Consider the following 18612-nt stretch of genomic DNA (forward strand, 5'->3'; position numbering starts at 1 on the left):
GACTAACGCTCTCCTCTTTTTTTCTTACGTAGCATCCAGCGCCCGCCTGCATCGTCATCATGATCACCCTCAATAATCAGGCGAGCTTCTTCTGCCAACTGGTAGGCTTCGGTAAAATACAACTGACGGAAAGCTTGTTCTGATTTTGTTAGCAATTCATTTACCTGACGATTTAAGCGTCGGTAGCGATTCGTGTATTGAATAGCCCCCTCCGCTGATTGGCAAGCTGCAATAGTATTTTCAGCCATGTAATGTGTATCCATTAGCTGTTCATGTGCCTCTTCCAGATAATAAGCAACCTCACGAATGTCATATCGAGTATTCTCCATTCGTAGCTGAATTTGCCCTAATAGACCGACAACAGTATCAAACTTTGTTTTCAAATCATCTGGTACACCCGGCAAGTAACTACGCTTAATGCGCTGTCGGATACATATTAATTCGCCTGAGATACGCTCCATTTCGTCCAAAATATCATCTTCTGTTTCAATAAATGGTCTTTCCTCAATTTTAACCAGCTTCTCAGATTCCTGTGACATTGGTTTAGGAATTTTCGGCATGACCAACTCATACTCATGCTGCTCTTCTCCGTCCGCTTGTCCCCGCTTCCTGCTATTTATAAGAGAACGGCTCTTTTGTAGATCACTTTGCGGAGCAGGGGCACTTTGCTTTGCAGCAGGCGCGTCCTCTGTCATTGTTTCACTTACCGCGGCTTCCCGGTATGCTACCGTCGTATCTGCCGCATCAGAAGGTTGAGTAGCAGGATGATCTGTCTCTTCCCTCGGTTCTTCATTGCTTCGTTCGACATTTTCCTGAATAGCTTCCCTTGTATTCTCGGCAGTGACTTCTTGATGGTCATCTGCAAGCTCTTTGAAGGTATCCTCATGTGTTAGAGTAGATGAGGACTCTACGGGCTGAGCCTGCTCGGTAAGCCCCTCCCCTTTTTCTCCAAGCACGGCTTGTTCCAGATTGCTGTAAATCGATTCCACCTTTAAGACGAATGCTTTTACATGTGTTTGCAGCATGTGGAAATTGCCCTCTTCTAATGCATTCCCAGCAGAGGTCACCAATTGTTTTACTTGTAGCAATTCCTCATCTAACGCCGTTTGGTTCAGATCATACTGACCACCTAATGCAGTCTCGATATCCTGTTCAAGCTGATGCAGCTCTTCTTTCATTTCGGTACGCACTTGATTGACATAGGTAGGTAGCTGTTCTAATAAGTCGCTCGTTTCTCTTAAAATAGAGTGAGCTTCAAAAGCTACTTCTGCCGCTTTGACATTATCTCCACTAGCAATAGCAGATTTAATTGTTGCCTTCATTTCGCCAACGCGATCTAAATCGGTTTTTAATTCATGGAAGGAAAGGCCATACTCCAATCTTACATCAGACAGTTTTCGTTCCACCTGTTCTAGCATCTTTTCAAGCTCTGGTATCGCTTGCTTATTCTCATTTTTAGCTTGTACAACCTGAGTCGTATCATTCTTAAGATCTTCTAGTTCATCCTCAATGTCATTGAGCATCGTTTCGCCTTCAAGAATCAGGTTATTGGCTACTTTAAAACGGAAACGATCACAAGCTTCATCCGCTTCTATAATCAACATTTCGATATCAGGAATACTGGTTCCAAGCAGTTTTTCCTTACGTGCTGCAAGGGCTACATAGCGTTCCTCAGTCACCCCTGACACGCGACGCTTATTTTTTTCCACTTCTATTTTTTCAATTTTTTCCAGCAATTCATCTTTCCAATCTTCTAGTTCATCAATATCACGCATAAGCGTACGACGACGCATCGTGAGTATCATCAAATAAATGAGTCCCACAAACAAAGCTCCTGCCAAAACAAATACCCACCACGGCAGCCAATTCAACAATGTATTTTCCTGAGATTCGATATTTGGATCTACATCAGTCGCAGTCGCTGTTTCCGCAGGCTTTGGCAATTTACTCAATTCACTCTGAACTTCCTTGGCAAATTGAGAGATACCCTGATCAAATTTATCCGTGTTCTTCCAAGGATCGAAATAAGCGGTCAATTTCCCCTTTAATAACTCGGATTTTGCTCCTTGTTGAACAAGCTTAGGGCCGGCATAAACACCTAAATCCTTCTTTTGCTTGTCCAACACCATCAAAAGGGAATCTTCTTCTAATTTATACTCAGCATAGAGCTTCTGCGCATACTCATCAGGAGACTTTGCTTCTGGCTCTGTACTTTCGACTACAACAACCTTATAGTTACCCGGTGTTTGTTTAAGTGATTCTTCAAGATTTTTTCGTTCATCTTTTTTAAAAATCTTTGCTTGGTCTTGTACAATGTCACTCGTCTTCTTCGGAAATGGAGACGCCATTGCCACATTGTGAAAGCAAAGAGTACCGGCAAGACATAACAACAACAGCCTTTTTTTCACGGTTGGACAACCCCTTTACCAACTTGTTTCTCATTCAACTTGTATGTACTAAGAGGGAACGCAAAAATTGAACGCTTGAGGTGACAAGCCATTCACAAAAATCAGCAGAACCCGGTTCTAAATAATATACTTCACGGACAATTTGTGGATTCAGGTATGGATAGGTCAAAATACTGGAAAGATTCATCAAAACAGCATCGACACCGACACCTCGAAACTCCCCTGTCCGTATCCCATCTTCTATCACGGTAGCAAAGCAATGCTTCAATTGATGTATATAGACGGTCATTACCTCTCGTGCGAGCATGGATTCCACACTTAATTCCCGCTGAATTAGCCTAGTTACCAACGCATGTTCATGTTGATAAAAAATAAATAACCTTACGATCTTTTCTAACTGTCCCATCGAATCCTGCGGCTTTTCCCTCTCCCATTGCTCCTGTACGATTTGGAAAAAATGATCATAATAGTGGCTGATCAGCTTTTCCAAAACTCCCTGCTTGCCTTGAAAATGGTAAGAAATTAAAGCAACGTTAACCTGAGCCTTCTCAGCAATTTGACGCACAGTAGTACGATCATATCCCTGTGAATAAAATAATGAGGCTGCGGCTACCAGTATTCTTTCTTTCGTGTTATGCTGTTCAGTTCTCATCTTTATCATCCTCGGCTACTTCTTCTCCGTTTTTTTCCTACGATAGATCCAAGCCATATGAACTTACCTAAAACGGCAGTCCTCAGCAAAAACGCAGTGTATGAGCGTGAAATTCTAAAAATCATGTCCCATTGTAGCCTCTAAGATGGTGTGTTGATATCTTGCCAAATCATGCTGTAAACCGTAAAGAGCGATTACATCTAGCAAAAAAGGCTGCTGGCTCACTTTTTTTGGCCCAATCAAAAGAGGATCAGGTACCGAACCATAAAAAAGCGGAGAGTAGCCCCTAAGTCGTAGACAGCCATGTAATAAAAAAGCTGGCTATCTCGCCAAATATCAGAACCATTACACCTACAAGCAATAAAAAGGGGACAAAACGGAAAGAAGGTTAGTAGGACGGCGATAATACAGCTTACCACAATCGCCCAAATGCCAAAAGAGTGTATATAATGAGCAATACGTTTGCAGATTCTCCTGTACCAATATGTTCCCTCGTTTCATCTACGTTACTAAAAAAGAACTAGTAAAAGGTAAGAGTAACGGAAGAATGATTTTGATCATCCATCCACCTCTCTATCTTGAATAGGAACTCATTTATTATAGTACAGATCGACATGCAAAAAAAGGGTGCTTCCCTGTTCTTTCGACAATAAAAGCTATGTATAAAATTACCTTACTACTAGTTCCTTACTCACTCTCTCTACATAGAAAGACGCAAGATAGGAGGGAGAGGATTCATTTCACTAAAAAGTCCTTACCCGCTTTGTCTAACAGGAAAGGACTTTTACTGAAGGAAGAATTATAGTGAATAATAGAGAACGCCCTCTTTATTTTGTACGTGTATCTGATGAACCATCACTAGTAAGTCAATATGTCCCAAGGTTTCAGAAATAACGAGAGGCAATTCCTTGAGGTAGAGCAGCGGAAATAAAAGGACAGCTAATTCAAAGGCTGTCTTTGGACCATCATGCAAAAAACGGCGGATCGCATTGGTACGCTCCCAGGTCTTCTGCAATCGCTCAAAAATCAGCTCGCGACTATTCTCGATCGGTTCACCATGTCCAGAAACCACTAGCTTAATATCCATCCCTGCACACATCTCCAAGGCGGTCCGGTACTGCACTAATGTTAGCGGTCGAGTCATGCTACGATCTCGTGGTGGTTCAATAAATGCATTGGAAGAAATGGAAGAGATCAGATGATCCCCCGCTATCAATAATTGATCAGAGGCCCGATATAGTGATAAATGAGACTGAGAATGTCCTGGTGTAAATAATACTTGCCACTCAGGAAAATGAGGCAAGGCTTGCTCATGAACAAGAGATTCATCCACCTTGCTTTTCTCTTGGAAGGTGGCCATCATCCTGCGAAATTTTTCCACAACAGATAGCAATTCCTCTGGTAGTCCACACTCTTTATACAAAGTAATAAAAAATTCATCATGGAACTGCATGAATTCCTCATCTTGTTCAACATATGGTGCTGCCAGAGGATGAGCATATACCTTTGCTTGTGATAGCTGTTTTACCTTCTCCAATTGTCCAATATGGTCCACATGGTGATGTGTAAGCACAATTTGACCCACGTCTTCCACCCGATATCCAATCGAGGCTAGTCCATTCTCTAAACTACTCCACGCCTCTTCTGTTAACGGACCTACATCGACTAGCGTGATACATTCTTGACCTTCAATTACATATACGTTCACATCTCCTACTGTAAATGGAGTAGGCAGAGAAATTTGATACACTCCCTTTGCTATCTCTGTAGCGGCCTTTGACAATCTATTCTTTGATACGGCAGACATCCTATCTCCCCCAGATTTTTACGGATAGCATTTTCCCATAGCCTACCATATTTTACTCGACTCACTCTTTCTTACCTGATTTCGCCCCTCTTGCTTTGCTTTATATAAGGCCACATCTGCATCGTGAAACAGTTCTTCTGCCGAGCGATTTCGTTGAACATCCCTGCTCCACATAGCAACGCCGCAGGAAATCGTAACACTTGGTTTACTTTCCTGCTGCACACGAATACGAATGCGTTCTGCTATTTTACTGGCAATCAGCACATCAACATGCGGCAGGTAAATCGCTATCTCTTCGCCGCCCCATCTTGCTGGAATATCGCTGTCCCTAATACAGTTCTTAATAACAGAAGCTACCTGATACAATATTTCGTCTCCAACAAGGTGGCCATAGGTATCATTAATTCTTTTGAAGTAATCAATATCAATTAAAATTAAGGAACCCTGCTCATCTGCAAGTAAGGATTTCTTCACGTTCTCATTTAAGTATCTACGTGTAAAAAGCCCTGTTAAATTATCAGTGATAACCATGCGTTCCACTTCACTAAGCAAGAGAGCATTAGTAATAGCTAGGCTGGTGTGTTGCCCAAATAATTCCAGTAATTTATAGTCATCATAGGTAAAGAAATTAGGCTTATGATCTGCTACCAGTAAGAGTCCTGATACTTCTGAATCTTGCAACAAAGGAACCCCCATCACAGAATGATAGGGAAATAAATGATGAGGTAAATGAGTAAAGCTGTCGGAAGAGGGCAGAATTTTCCGCTTATCAATTATAATTTCAGCAATCGGAGTAGCCGAAATGGGTACGAATTGTCCGATCTGATCGTTCTTGGATGAAGAGATGATTTGCATCCGCTCACCGTCTGATGCTTTTTGCAGGATAGCAGAATAGCTCGCATCAAACGTTCGATGCAGCATCTTAATCACGAACTCAAGTATATCTATCATGTTCAAACTACGATTAATCTGCTGGGCCATCTCATTGATTAAGCGCAATTCACGAACCATGTCGCGTGATTGCTGATACAACTGAGCGTTTTCAAAGGCGTTACCTGCTGTTTCCGCTAAAATAGAAATAAATTCGGTCTCTTTCGCGGATAAATTAATGATTTCATGGGTGGCCAATTGGAGAATCCCATAAATTCCTTGTCTCCCATGTAACGGAGCAGCGACAAAAGTAATCGCTTGCCCATCTATGATCTCTTGGCCCAACATTAGCTTTCCTTCCAGATAAGCCTGCTGACTGACCTGATTATGTTGTTTTTTTAAGGAAAAGGTCTTGATTGGTAGATTTGTTTCCATTTCCATAGTAAGATACAGTTCCGCTGAAAAATACGGATATAATTGCTTGATACTTGCAAGCACTCCAGCTAGTACGTCATTTACGTCAATCGAGGCATGAATTTGTTTTGTCAGTTGATAAAGAAGCTCCTTCTTTTGAGTTTCCCGTAAGATATCATGCATGTGTAAAGTCCTATGCAACTGATGGCTGACCTGCTCCCCAGTCGAATGAAGTAGCTCGATATCCAATTTATCTAAGCATTGCTGTTCTTGATCGGCTACATGAAGAATAAGTGCCGCGATCGGTTCATCCTCCACATAAATTGGATACATCGCAACGCGGGAATCTTCTTGATAAATCTCTGCTTTTTTAGATACAAAGCAATGTAACACCTGATGTATTTTAGAGCCTGCGTATACAGCGGAATCTGTTGTGTAACGCTCCTGCGGCAATAAATGTCCACTTTCATCCAATTTAATAAGCGAACAATGCCCCCTTCCCACCATACCGTGTAAACCGTTAACAACTGTCTTCATAAATGGAGTGGCTTCCTTACATTTGCTCGCTTCCACTACGATCTCACTGGCCATGCGCTGAATAAACCCTTTATACCCAAGCGAATATAATCCTTTTACCATTTCACCGTAGGTTCGTATATTGACCAAAGCTTCCTGTGCACAAGTAAGAATGCCTGCAATCGCATGTATATCATCTGGTTGAGGACCTAAGGCTTGCAACAGCCATTTGTAATCACCACACTCAGAAGTAACTCGCTCCTTACTAATTACCTGGCCGTTTTTCCAAGCTTTGGTTACCTCCTGTTTAACTAGCTCCTCCATAGCATCTTGAAAAAAAGTTGGAGGCAAATGTGCCGGGAGTGTTCCCAATTCATAAGTAGCGATTACACCACGCTCTGGAGTAGCAAAGAAAAGGAGCCCTGGTGCTTGTATGGGCCAAGAAGGCAGAAAAAAGGGAACAACGCTATCAAATAATTTACCTACTGTTCCTATTTGCGTTCGTGTCCGCAATGCTGATTCCTTCTTCCTCTATATTAATCATTAATCGGTTATGGTTTCCTCTAGATGGTCAACTCGACTTATCTCCATAACTTTCCACGATTTATTCTCCACATGCAAAATGGTGATTCCCGTATTGCCAATTTTAGTGATCCCCGTACCAAGCTGACCTTCAGTAATATAATGCAGAAAAGCATTAATCAAACCACCGTGGCTTACAACGGCAATTTTTTGACCGGGATGTTTCTCAATAATTTCGCTTAGAACACGATCAGCTCTCTTTTGCATAGCGTGATAGGATTCAATCCCGCAGATTGACTGATGTGGTTCAACATTTAGCATATCCTTTTGTACATCAGCAAGGTGGCGCCCCTCCCAATCGCCATAGCAACGCTCACGTAATCCGCGTACTTTCGTGACAGGAACAGGAGTCTGCTGACGTTCTCCTACACGTTTCGCCGTCTCAAAGGCACGTTTTAAATCGCTTGAATACACATGAGCAAAGCCTTCTGAAGCAAGACGATTCGCCAGCTTTTCCGCTTGCATATACCCTAGCTCGTTTAAATCGGTATCCGTATGACCTTGTATTTTCTGTATATGATTCCAATCCGTTTCTCCATGTCGGATTAAGTATACGATGGTTTCCATGATAGTAAGACACCCTACTTTCCTTGCATGAATATGTACAATTTAATTATAATGGATATAATCACGAGATACTAGAATCTTCAAAATTCAATAACACATTTTTCCTAATTTTTAAATTCCACTGAAATGCTCAAAACTCCTCTTTCGTTCTAGTTCTTTATACGACGCCAGCATGACTTCCTCGTCTCATTGCCTCCCTGTTGTTACCGTTATATATATGTCAGTTTCATGTACATACATTACACATTGCAGGTTTAGGAGGTTTTATTTATGCATTCATTGATCCGTCCAATAGGCCTACTTAGCTTATCAGGCATGTTGCTACTTTCAGGCTCAGTCGTTGAAGCTAACACAAACACAAAATCAACCCAACAGCATCTCCAACCCACAGCTCCTCTAGTGAGCAAGTCCCAATTAACAAGAGAACAAGCACTCGCTATCGCGTCTGAGTTCGCAAAGGAATGGTCCAGCATGAATCCAGTTCCAACCGATAGCCACTTTACATTAAATGAAGATATGAATTTATCTCCCACTTGGACGTTTGCTTGGGAGAGTAGTGGTAACATTGATCGAAGAAAGCCATTCTCTTTACTAGTCGAAATCAATGCAAACTCAGGCGAATTAAATAGCTATTCTATTTCACATCATTCTCTCTTAGCAAATAAAAGCAAGAAACCTATCTCACTAGAGCAAGCTCAACAAGCAGCCGAAGCGTTTCTACGTAAACATGCTGGCAAAAAATTATCAAGTATTTCCTTGAAGCCTACACCTCTTTCAGATAACAGAACAGCACTTACCTCTACAGAATACATTTTTACCTACCAAAGACAAATAAACGGAATACCTTTTCCTGATGATTCTGTAAGAGTTACAGTCAACCCTAATGGGACAATTGTATCTTACTTTTCTACATGGAGTGAAGATTTGAATTTCCCTGCTGATTCAAAGAAAATATCTCCTGAGGAAGCTACTAAAATTTTTAAAGAAAGCCCTTTTATTACTTTAAGCTATAAAATACCAGATTCTACAGAAACACAAAGAACTGATCCTCGACTAACCTATGATTATGAAAAGGAATTAGCTATAGATGCGATCACTGGTACATTTTTAGAAAAACCTTCTTCATCTGTGTCTAGTAATCCCAACAAGCGTTCGCCTATAGTTGACAAGCCACTGCCTCCTTTGCATCAGGGAAAACAATTAACACAAGCACAAGCAGTCGAGCTAGCCCAAAAATTAATTCCGTTGGGGAACTGGAAATTAACAGAGGCAATCTATCAGAAGAAAGATAGAGAGAAAGAAGCCTTTTGGAATCTATCCTTTGAACGAAAAACACAAAATCATGAGATTGACACCATTTCTCTCATGATTGACGAAAAAAATGGAAACGTACTGAATTACTACCTCAACGTGGAGAAAAGGAACAAAGATACAAACAAAGCTTCAATAGCACCAGAGAAATTACAACAACTTGCTATAGAGAACGTAAAAAAATTAGCTCCTTATCAAGCTCAAACCTTATATTTAGATAAGGTTGATCATGATGATCAACCTGACTATAACGATACACTGGAAAGTTCCTTTATGTTCCAGCGATATATTCACGGAATCATGCTTTCAGCAGAGGGAGCCAGTGTCATCCTAGATCAACAAACCGGGGAATTACTTTCATTTTCTTCTTCAATTAGTCAAGTTAACTTCCCAGAAAAATCACCTGATTACCTTTCTCTAGAAGAAGCGAAAGAAAAATGGCTACAGCAACTGGAGGTTACATTAACTTATCAAGTGAAACAAGAGGATCATCGTGATAAAAATCAACAGTCGTCAAAGTCAAATCCCTTGACTCTCGTCTATACACTACAACCGTCTAGCAACAGTCTTACGCTAGACGCAATCACTGGTAAGTGGATTCATTTATATTTTAATAAACCTGTGGAAGTAAATCAGACAGAACCAGAGGATTTGCAGAAGCTTCCTACTGACAAGCAAAAAGCATTACGGATTCTGTACGAGTACAATGCAATTGAACCTATAGATGGAGAGATAAAGCCTAAAGAGCCCATAAAGCGCGGTGAGATAATCAAGATGCTAGTAGCTATCCTAAGCAATGGAAATTATGATGATGAATTTATACCAAAACAAGCCAGCTTTCATGATGTCCCTGCTACTTCTCCATACTTTGGAGCTATTGAGTTCGCCCTTGCACGCGGATATATTCCCCAAACCAAGAGCCTGCAACCAGAAAAACCGATTACGAGGGCTGAATTAGCAGAATCGTTCACCCGAGCTCTGGGCTATCATTCCCTAGCTGAGCTACCAAATCTCTTTGTAGCATCTTCTACGGATACAGCCAATGTAAAGGAGAAGGGTTCTATTTCAATCGTTACCGCACTTGGAATTATGGAAACGATTGATCAAAGCTTTAAGCCAGATGCATCTGTGACTCGTGAGGAGGCCGCTATCTATTTCCAGAAATTCTTAGAGGTTTACAATAAAATGATGCCTGAAGGATCTATATATACTAAGTCTCGGCATTAGTCATCTGCAAGCTTTGATTTTCCCAGCGGATTCCGGCTGTTATTCTAAGACAATCTCTTGACTTTACCTAGACCCAGCATATAAAATAAGAGTTATGTTTGAATAGGGTAGCATTGATTGTAGGTAAAAACAAAAGGAATACGAGGCTTGCCTTTTAGTTTCACCCCCTTTGCCTTTTGACTGCGGCTGTTTTTCAAGAGGAGCACGATGCAGAAACGCTACCGTCTGAAGTTCGTGTATGAAGATGAAACTTGCCTTTTGGAAGTAAACACCTACGAATCCAACTTAAAGGAGAATGAGCATATGTCTCGTTATACAGGACCACGCCACAAGCTGGCTCGCCGTCTAGGTATCTCTCTAGATGGAACAGGAAAAGATCTTAAACGTAACTACGCACCAGGACAACACGGTCAAAGCCGTCGTAAATTGACTGAGTACGGTATTCAGTTACAAGAAAAACAAAAACTACGTCATATGTTCGGTGTAAACGAAAAGCAATTCCGTCGCACTTTCGAACACGCTCAAAAAATGAGAGGCGTATTGGGTGAGAACTTCATGAAGCTTCTTGAATCCCGCCTTGATAACGTAGTTTTCCGTATGGGCTTTGCTGCAACTCGCCCAGCTGCTCGTCAGTTGGTTAACCATGGTCACATGACTGTTAATGGTAAAAAAGTTGACATCGCTTCTTACCGCGTACAACCAGGAGATGTTATCACTCTTCGTGAAAAATCTCGTGGCCTTGCTATCGTAAAAGAATCTTTGGAAGCTCGCACTTTCGTACCAAACTTCATCACTTTCGATGATAACAAAGTAGAAGGTACTTTCACACGTCTACCAGACCGTTCTGAAATGCCTGCTGAAATCAACGAAACTCTGATCGTTGAGTGGTACAGCCGTTAGTCTTTACTTGGAAACATCAAGCTTCACATCCTTTGGGTGTGGAGCTTTTTTATTTGTACGCGACAATATTCGATTAAATCCTCGCTTCCCATCCCCTAGGTCTATTGCGTTTATAAAGACTCTTATGTGTCATCAGCTATCTTAGGATAAAGTCAGAAACATCAAAATTTAGAGGAATAGCCTAGTATTCCGAAACCTTGACGTTACATTTGCGTCAATTATTAGGGAGAGTTTTTTCGTTTACGTAACAATAGCTTATTTACAGGGAAAATCTAGTATAGAAGGGCTTATTTGCTGGAAAAGAGAGGTTCAGCTTACTCTATCATTCTATTTTTCATACGCCAGCTAGCATTGCCAGATATGGATGTGATTCTGACCTACAAATGCCTTCATTCATGGTTATCGGTCATTTTACACTCAAATTACCTATGGCTCGACATGATTCTACCCCAGTATTTTTACTTATGGTATAATGGGGCTGATCTTTTAAGGGGGAAAGGACGTATATGCAGAATAAAGATGCTTCTGCCAAGAGGCCTAGACGCAAAATAGGGCAGCGCGGCAGAAAGAAGCACCCTGTACGAGTAGTTCTTGCATACTGTTTTTTGTTAGGATTTATGGGGCTGTTTCTCGCAGGTGGAGTTGCTACGGGCTACATAGCCGCTCTTGTGAATGATGAGCCGATCCGAAACAAAGAAGAGATTCAAGAGCTCTTGTTTAGCAAGTTTCAAACAGGGTTCGCCTACTATCAAGATGGTTCCTTGATCGGTCAGCTTCGAGCTAAGGGAGAAGATCGCCGGATGGTGAAGATTTCGGAGATTTCACCCGCGCTCATTAACGCCATCATTGCCACAGAGGACAAGTATTTCTATGAACATAATGGAATAGTTATTCAATCTACCTTACGTGGAACCATTCAAGAGCTTACTAAACAAAGTGTTATAACAGGTGGTAGTACTCTTACACAACAATTGATTAAACGTACCATCCTCTCACCTGAAGTAAGCCATAAACGAAAAGCGAAAGAAATTCTTCATGCCATACGAATCGAAAGAATGTTTAGCAAGAATCAAATTTTAGAAGCTTACATGAATGACGTTTATTTTGGTAAGGACGCCAATGGCTCTAACATTTATGGCGTTCAAGCAGCCGCAAAAGGGATTTTTGGCAAAGATGCAAGCAATCTTGATCTAGCCGAAGCCTCTTACTTAGCTGGACTTCCGCAGAGTCCTATGGCCTACTCTCCTTTTAACAAGGAAGGGTATCGTCGCGGACTGGAGCGCCAGAAAATGGTGCTACAACGGATGAGAGAGAACAATTACATAACAGCTGCTCAACAACAACAGGTCCTCTCCACTAATTTACAGGCACATCTCGCCAAACCAGAAAAGCGTGCATACGCTGAACACCCATTCCTTATGATGGAAATTGAGGAACGTACTGCTGAGGTTCTGTTGGACCAAAAGCTAGCAAACGAAGGTCGTGATAAATCACAAATTGGCCGCAATGAATATCGTCAGCTCCTAGAGGAGCAACGACGTCAAATTCTCCAAAAGGGCTATCATGTGTACACGACTGTGCATAAGGAAATTAATACCGCCATGGAAAAGATCGCTGCTAATCCCAAAAACTTTGGTAGCAATCGTACCTATTCTGTGACACGTGGTGGAAAAAAGGAAAAGATCGAAAACGCTCTAGAAGAAGTAGGCGCAACACTCATTGATAACAAAACAGGTGCAATCATCGGCATGATGGGTGGTCGCGACTTTAACGTTGAACAAACCAATCACGCCACCGCCTCTCGACAACCCGGTTCAGCTATGAAACCAATCGCCGCGTATGCACCAGCATTGGAGCTTGGTATCTTACAGCCGGGAAGCCCGATTGACGATTCACCTGTACTATTGGCAGATGGAAGTAAAGGTACTCACCTGCCGCTTAACTGGGACCGCAAATACCATGGTATGATGAGTGCCCGCGAAGCTCTGCGTCAATCCTGGAACGTACCAGCTATTAAAACGTATTTGAAAGTCGGAATTCCGACCGCTTTAAATTATGTGAAAAAAATGGGTGTCACCACTCTGGTCGATAGTGATAATCATGCGGCTACAGGGGTTATTGGTGGGCTAGCTTACGGTCTAAACAGCGAAGAAATTACCAATGCATTTTCTACATTTGCCAACGATGGAAATTTTGTAGATGCCTACATGATTCAAAAAATCGTGGATAGCCGTGGAAATACCATTTATGAACACAATGTCACACCTGTTAAAGTATTTAGTCCACAGACCGCCTATCTGATGACAGACATGATGCGTACTGTTGTCAACTCCGGTACTGGTGCTTCTGTGCGAAGATATGTACCCAAAGGCATAGATATGGCCGGAAAAACAGGAACTACCAATGATTCCTACGATCTTTGGTTTGTAGGCTACACACCTGATGTTACCCTTGGTGTATGGACAGGCTATGATGTTCCAACTACCATTCCTGGTTCAGCTCAACGCCGACCAATGGAAATTTGGGGCAAGGTGATGACAGAGGTCTTTAAAATTGATTCAAAAGTGGCTGACAAATCAGCGAAATTTAGTAAACCAAGCGGCATTGTCAGCGCAACAATTGATAGCAAGTCCGGCATGTTGCCAAGTGAGCTATCGAAACAAACCGGCCACGTGATTACCGATTTATTTAATCAAAGATTTGTACCAACCAAAGTGGACGATTCTCATCAAAAAGTTCGTGTTGTTCAAGTCGGTGAGGTTCTCTATCTGGCACAGGAAAATACACCAGATGATTTTGTAACAGAGGGCGTCTTCTTTAAGAGTCCAGAGCCACTCCCATCGTCTGATCAAATTTCTGCGAAAAATAGCAGGGTTGGAACTAAACCTGCCGATTGGGCAGAGCGGATGCCGGAAAAAGAAGATCCACGCGTAGCTGTAGACGGAACACCTTCTGCTCCATCAGGCGTTACTATTGCGAAATCAGGTAGTGGCACGACCCTTACGTGGAATGCCAGCCCAGAGCAGGATGTACTAGGCTATCGTATCTATCGTGCAAGCGCAAACGGTGGATTTGAAAAAATCGCAACCGTTAAGGACCCGAAAACGACAACGTACACTGATGCGAAACGTAGTGATCATGGTTACTATGTAACAGCAGTTGACCTTTCAGGTAACGAGTCTCAGGCATCTTCTACGTCAGGTGCAGGTGTGGATATCCCAGGTGATAGCAATCCGCCTGTACAGCCAAATCCTGACCACAATCAACCAGGCACGGAAGTAGATCCTATTGCTCCACCTGATGGCGGCCAAACAACGCCCCCGCCAGTAGCTACTAGTGCACCTAGTAAAATCCAAGGCGTTAGTGCTTCTAAAACAGCAGATGGAATTAAAGTCAGTTGGAAAAAAGGTCCAGCGAAAGATCACATCGTTTCCTACAACGTTTACTATGCTATGAATGGTACAACGAACTATCAATTGATGGATTCCGTATCCGAACCAAGCTTTGTATTAACCACAAGTGAGCCTGGAGGTAGCTTCTACATCACTGCAGTGAATACCTATGGTGAATCTGCTCCTTCAGCCCATGCAAAAGTAAAATAAATAACCACAAAAAAGATTGTTGGGGCATCCATCCCGGCAGTCTTTTTTTATCCATGGCGGATTCTTGAATTTTCAAAAATATAAGACTCCTTTTGTGTGGAATAAGATATACTAAGCATGTAGATTCGTGGGAAGCGATGGTGAGGCCTAGTGATTCATAGGAAAACATTTTATCAAAAAAAAGTATGGGTTCATGATAACCAAATTATAATTGAAGGGCCAGTATGCTCTAAGGACTTAGCTACTTTGGAATTTGATGAAGGTTTAAAAGCATTTCGCGCTCCCAAGCAACAACAAGAAGCACTTGTCGAAATTGCTGATCTGCCAGAAGGACGAATTATAGTGGCACGCCATGAAAATGTAGTTTTGGCCTACGTCACCTTCCTACATCCTGACCCACTGGAGCGTTGGTCTATGATTAAAATGGACGATTTGCTGGAGCTGGGAGCTATTGAGGTAAGCTCGAAGATTCGTAAAGGCGGTATAGCAAAGCAGATGCTAGAAGTGGCCTTTATGGACGATGCACTGGAGGATTACATTATATTATCAACAGAGTACTATTGGCATTGGGATTTACAAGGAACTGGTTTAAGTGTCTGGGACTATCGCAAGGTGATGGAGAAATTGATGGGCAGTGTCGGTATGATGTGGACGGCCACCGACGATTCCGAAATTTGCTCACATCCAGCAAACTGTCTAATGACACGCATTGGAAAACGAGTTCCGCTTGAAAGTATGACTACCTTTGACAGCATGCGTTTTCAATCACGTTATATGTATTAAGAAATTACGCTCTTGATTGTTGAAAGGAGTTTGTCTATGCGTTTAGAAGACTTTATGCGCAAACAGGTAGTCACAGCTACCGCTACCACAAGTATAGGCGAAGCATTAGCTCTCTTAAAGCAAAATCGCATTCGCCATCTACCTGTCCTAGATAATCAAATCCTTGTCGGAATCGTCTCCGACCGAGACCTACGTGATGCACTCCCCTCTTCCTTATACGCTAGAGCCGATGATCATATTATTATGACCAAACCCGTACAAGAGATTATGAATACAGAAGTGATAACCGCCCACCCTCTTGATTTTCTTGAGGAGGCAGCCAAGACCATGTACGAGTACAAGGTCGGGTCGTTGCCAGTGCTTGAGGAGAATAAATTAGTAGGCATTGTTACAGAATCCGATATTTTATATAAAATGATTGAACTATTTGGTGTAAACAAAGCCAGCTCCCAGATAGAAATCGAAGTAGAAGATCGCTACGGCGTGTTAGCGGAAGTAAGTCAGGTTATCCGTGAGTCGAAAGTAAATGTTAGTAGCGTTATTGTGTTTCCCTCAGCTACAGAAGGGAAGAAAAATCTGGTTTTTCGAGTGACGACCATGGATACTCGTACGGTGACAAGCATGTTACGTGACAAAGGCTTTCATGTACTCGACCCGATCAGGGGGGAATTCCTACGTGACTAGTACCCCCCGTCTAATCTATTCAGCCGACTATACCAAATATTTCTTTCATGAGGAGCATCCCTTTAATCAAAAACGTTTATTACTCACATATGATCTCATGCAAGCTTATGGATTACTCACCCCAGAGAATATTATAGCTCCACGCTATGCCACCGATGAAGAATTACTGCTCGTACACGATCCCAGTTTTTTAGAAATAGTCAAACGACAGGGCACTCAGCCAGAAGAATTGCCGCTTGCAGCTAGCTATGGCTTAGGAACCGAAGATGTCCCTATATTTGCAAATATGCATGAAGCTACATCTCTAATTGTGGGGGGAAGTATTTCAGCAGTCGATATCGTGATGAACGGACAGGCGGAGCATTCCTTTAATCCTGCCGGTGGATTGCATCATGCCTTTCGGGGGAGAGCATCTGGCTTCTGTATTTACAACGATTGCTCTGTAGCAATCGCATACATACGTAAACATTGGGATGCCCGCGTCTTATATATTGATACAGATGCCCATCATGGTGACGGCGTTCAATGGGCCTTTTATGACGACCCCAATGTCATGACGATCTCCCTGCATGAGACAGGAAAATATCTTTTCCCAGGTACAGGAAATGTTACGGAGCGTGGAGATGGCCAGGGCTTTGGTTACTGTGTAAATGTACCACTTGATGCTTTCACTGAAGATGATTCTTTCCTTGAAATATACGAGTCGCTCCTCCCTAGAATCGCACATGGTTTTCAACCTGATATCATCATTACTCAAAACGGTTGCGATGCCCACAACTACGATCCTCTCACACATTTGAGCTGCTCTATGCGTATCTATCAGCAAATCCCCCGACTTGCTCATAAACTAGCTCATGAATTATGCCAAGGAAGATGGGTAGCCGTTGGCGGTGGAGGCTATGATATTTGGCGTGTTGTTCCACGTGCTTGGACCCTATTATGGAGCGAGATGACAGATCAATGGCTATCAGATGGTCCTCTTCCTACTGAATGGTTACAAAAATGGCTTCCGTACAGTCCCTTAGAATTACCTCCCTGTTTATTTGACGATGTGAGTGCGTTCATGACGATCCCAAGACGTGGAGAAATTAGCGAAAAAAATCGTCTCTCCTTTGGTAAAGCAATCTTGCATGCTCCTCATTTATAAAATGATTGTCTCAGCCTTCTTATTTTTCTTTTAAAAAATAATCTCTAAAAGAGAAGAGTATTGTTACGTCTCCTCTCTAACACGATAAAAAGAGGTATGCCAATTCCAGCATACCTCTTCTCTTATCTATAACACCTACATTGTTACACGACTAAATGAATCGTATTGCCAAATGGATCTTTCGTAATCTTGATCCCGTTTTCTTCTGTGACAGTAGCCCCGAAGCCTTTTACCTGCTGAACCATTCTTTCTCTCGATTCCTCGTCAGGTAATACCAGCGTATAGGATTGTAAGCCAACGCTATTTGGGCTTGGCGCAGATGCACCGGCACTTACCCATGTATTCAAACCGATATGGTGGTGATATTTTCCTGTAGAAATAAAGAGTGCCTGGTTCCCATATCTAGATACAACTTCAAATCCAAGCCCTTTCGTATAAAATTCCTCCGCCTGCTGTAAATTGGCTACCTGCAAATGGATATGCCCCATAATCGTACCGCTTGGCAATCCCTTCCAAGCATCCTCTTTATTTTCTTGTAACACCCCTTCGATATCCAAAGCTTCCGTGCTCATTCCTACAGAATCGCCCTCCCAAACCCATGTCTCAGATGGTCGATCCGCATAAATTTCAATTCCATTTCCATCCGGGTCTGCCAAATAAACCGCCTCACTGACAAGATGATCAGAAGCTCCTTGTAGCGGATATCCTTCTTGTAGGAGGTGTAACAACGTATTAGCCAAGTCCGCACGATTAGGAACTAAGAGGGCAAAATGATATAATCCTGTCTTCCATGGTTCTTTCGGTGTTACATGGTCTGGCTTCTCAATTGTTACCAGAGGAGTTTTTCCATTAGCAGTAAAAACCACTTTTGTTTCTGTTTGATCAAGAATCTTAAGCCCTAACATATCTTTGTAAAATGCTATAGAACGCTCTAGATTTTCAATGATAAGGTGAACCTGACTTACAAATGTATATGGATATCCATGGAAATTCATTCTTTCCAACCCCTTTTGCTCGATATATGGAATAACATCTTCTTGATTATTAAATAAAAGTAAGTTGATTACTTAATGTAAGTATATATAATATCAATGTCCTTGTCAATTCATTATCTATCGTAAATTTTCATGAGGAATTCCCCC

The 18612-nt window shown here is 42.1% G+C and carries 12 protein-coding genes; 6 read left to right on the forward strand and 6 right to left on the reverse strand.

The window, feature by feature from the left end:
- Window positions 1-2 precede the first annotated feature (2 nt).
- From BRLA_RS18805 to BRLA_RS18825, 5 genes are all read right to left on the reverse strand, one after another.
- Complete coding sequence (locus tag BRLA_RS18805) at window positions 3-2408, reverse strand: septation ring formation regulator EzrA (RefSeq protein WP_003334852.1); 2406 nt, start codon at window positions 2406-2408, stop codon at window positions 3-5.
- Window positions 2409-2442: 34 nt separating this feature from the next.
- Window positions 2443-3060 carry a forespore capture DNA-binding protein RefZ gene (gene refZ, locus BRLA_RS18810; protein ID WP_003334851.1) on the reverse strand — a complete coding sequence of 206 codons (618 nt, stop codon included), beginning with the start codon at window positions 3058-3060 and terminating at the stop codon, window positions 2443-2445.
- Window positions 3061-3859: 799 nt separating this feature from the next.
- A complete protein-coding gene (locus BRLA_RS18815) occupies window positions 3860-4867 on the reverse strand; it encodes an MBL fold metallo-hydrolase (protein WP_003334848.1) in 1008 nt (335 codons plus the stop codon).
- A 42-nt stretch (window positions 4868-4909) separates the two neighbouring features.
- Entirely contained in the window at window positions 4910-7180 is a 2271-nt protein-coding gene (locus BRLA_RS18820) for a sensor domain-containing diguanylate cyclase (protein WP_003334847.1), read from the reverse strand.
- Window positions 7181-7210: 30 nt separating this feature from the next.
- Window positions 7211-7816, reverse strand: a complete 606-nt coding sequence (locus tag BRLA_RS18825) for a histidine phosphatase family protein (protein ID WP_003334846.1) — start codon at window positions 7814-7816, stop codon at window positions 7211-7213.
- Between the two features lie 270 nt (window positions 7817-8086).
- Between BRLA_RS18825 and BRLA_RS18830 the strand changes: the two genes are divergently transcribed.
- From BRLA_RS18830 to BRLA_RS18855, 6 genes are all read left to right on the forward strand, one after another.
- A complete protein-coding gene (locus tag BRLA_RS18830) occupies window positions 8087-10354 on the forward strand; it encodes a YcdB/YcdC domain-containing protein (RefSeq protein ID WP_003334845.1) in 2268 nt (755 codons plus the stop codon).
- Window positions 10355-10657: 303 nt separating this feature from the next.
- Window positions 10658-11254 (forward strand): 30S ribosomal protein S4, encoded by a 597-nt coding sequence (gene rpsD, locus BRLA_RS18835; protein ID WP_031309519.1) that lies wholly within the window; start codon window positions 10658-10660, stop codon window positions 11252-11254.
- A gap of 506 nt (window positions 11255-11760) precedes the next feature.
- Window positions 11761-14856 carry a penicillin-binding protein 1A gene (locus BRLA_RS18840; protein WP_003334843.1) on the forward strand — a complete coding sequence of 1032 codons (3096 nt, stop codon included), beginning with the start codon at window positions 11761-11763 and terminating at the stop codon, window positions 14854-14856.
- A gap of 150 nt (window positions 14857-15006) precedes the next feature.
- On the forward strand, window positions 15007-15639 hold the full coding sequence (locus BRLA_RS18845; RefSeq protein ID WP_041752377.1) for a GNAT family N-acetyltransferase: 633 nt from the start codon (window positions 15007-15009) through the stop codon (window positions 15637-15639).
- Window positions 15640-15675: 36 nt separating this feature from the next.
- On the forward strand, window positions 15676-16323 hold the full coding sequence (locus BRLA_RS18850) for a CBS and ACT domain-containing protein (protein ID WP_003334841.1): 648 nt from the start codon (window positions 15676-15678) through the stop codon (window positions 16321-16323).
- Complete coding sequence (locus tag BRLA_RS18855) at window positions 16316-17470, forward strand: acetoin utilization protein AcuC (RefSeq protein WP_003334840.1); 1155 nt, start codon at window positions 16316-16318, stop codon at window positions 17468-17470. Before BRLA_RS18850 ends, BRLA_RS18855 begins: the two co-directional genes overlap by 8 nt.
- 143 nt (window positions 17471-17613) lie before the next feature.
- Here BRLA_RS18855 and BRLA_RS18860 read toward each other — a convergent pair whose 3' ends face one another.
- Window positions 17614-18465 (reverse strand): VOC family protein, encoded by an 852-nt coding sequence (locus BRLA_RS18860; RefSeq protein WP_003334838.1) that lies wholly within the window; start codon window positions 18463-18465, stop codon window positions 17614-17616.
- Window positions 18466-18612: the final 147 nt, after the last annotated feature.

The sequence above is a fragment of the Brevibacillus laterosporus LMG 15441 genome (assembly GCF_000219535.2).
In the GTDB taxonomy this organism is placed as follows: Bacteria; Bacillota; Bacilli; order Brevibacillales; family Brevibacillaceae; genus Brevibacillus_B; species Brevibacillus_B halotolerans.

Bases quoted from the DNA above. Each gene is read 5' to 3' on its own strand.
- refZ (WP_003334851.1), bottom strand. From the start codon at position 3,060: ATGAGAACTGAACAGCATAACACGAAAGAAAGAATACTGGTAGCCGCA.
- BRLA_RS18815 (WP_003334848.1), bottom strand. From the start codon at position 4,867: ATGTCTGCCGTATCAAAGAATAGATTGTCAAAGGCCGCTACAGAGATA.
- BRLA_RS18825 (WP_003334846.1), bottom strand. From the start codon at position 7,816: ATGGAAACCATCGTATACTTAATCCGACATGGAGAAACGGATTGGAAT.
- BRLA_RS18830 (WP_003334845.1), top strand. From the start codon at position 8,087: ATGCATTCATTGATCCGTCCAATAGGCCTACTTAGCTTATCAGGCATG.
- rpsD (WP_031309519.1), top strand. From the start codon at position 10,658: ATGTCTCGTTATACAGGACCACGCCACAAGCTGGCTCGCCGTCTAGGT.
- BRLA_RS18840 (WP_003334843.1), top strand. From the start codon at position 11,761: ATGCAGAATAAAGATGCTTCTGCCAAGAGGCCTAGACGCAAAATAGGG.
- BRLA_RS18850 (WP_003334841.1), top strand. From the start codon at position 15,676: ATGCGTTTAGAAGACTTTATGCGCAAACAGGTAGTCACAGCTACCGCT.
- BRLA_RS18860 (WP_003334838.1), bottom strand. From the start codon at position 18,465: ATGAATTTCCATGGATATCCATATACATTTGTAAGTCAGGTTCACCTT.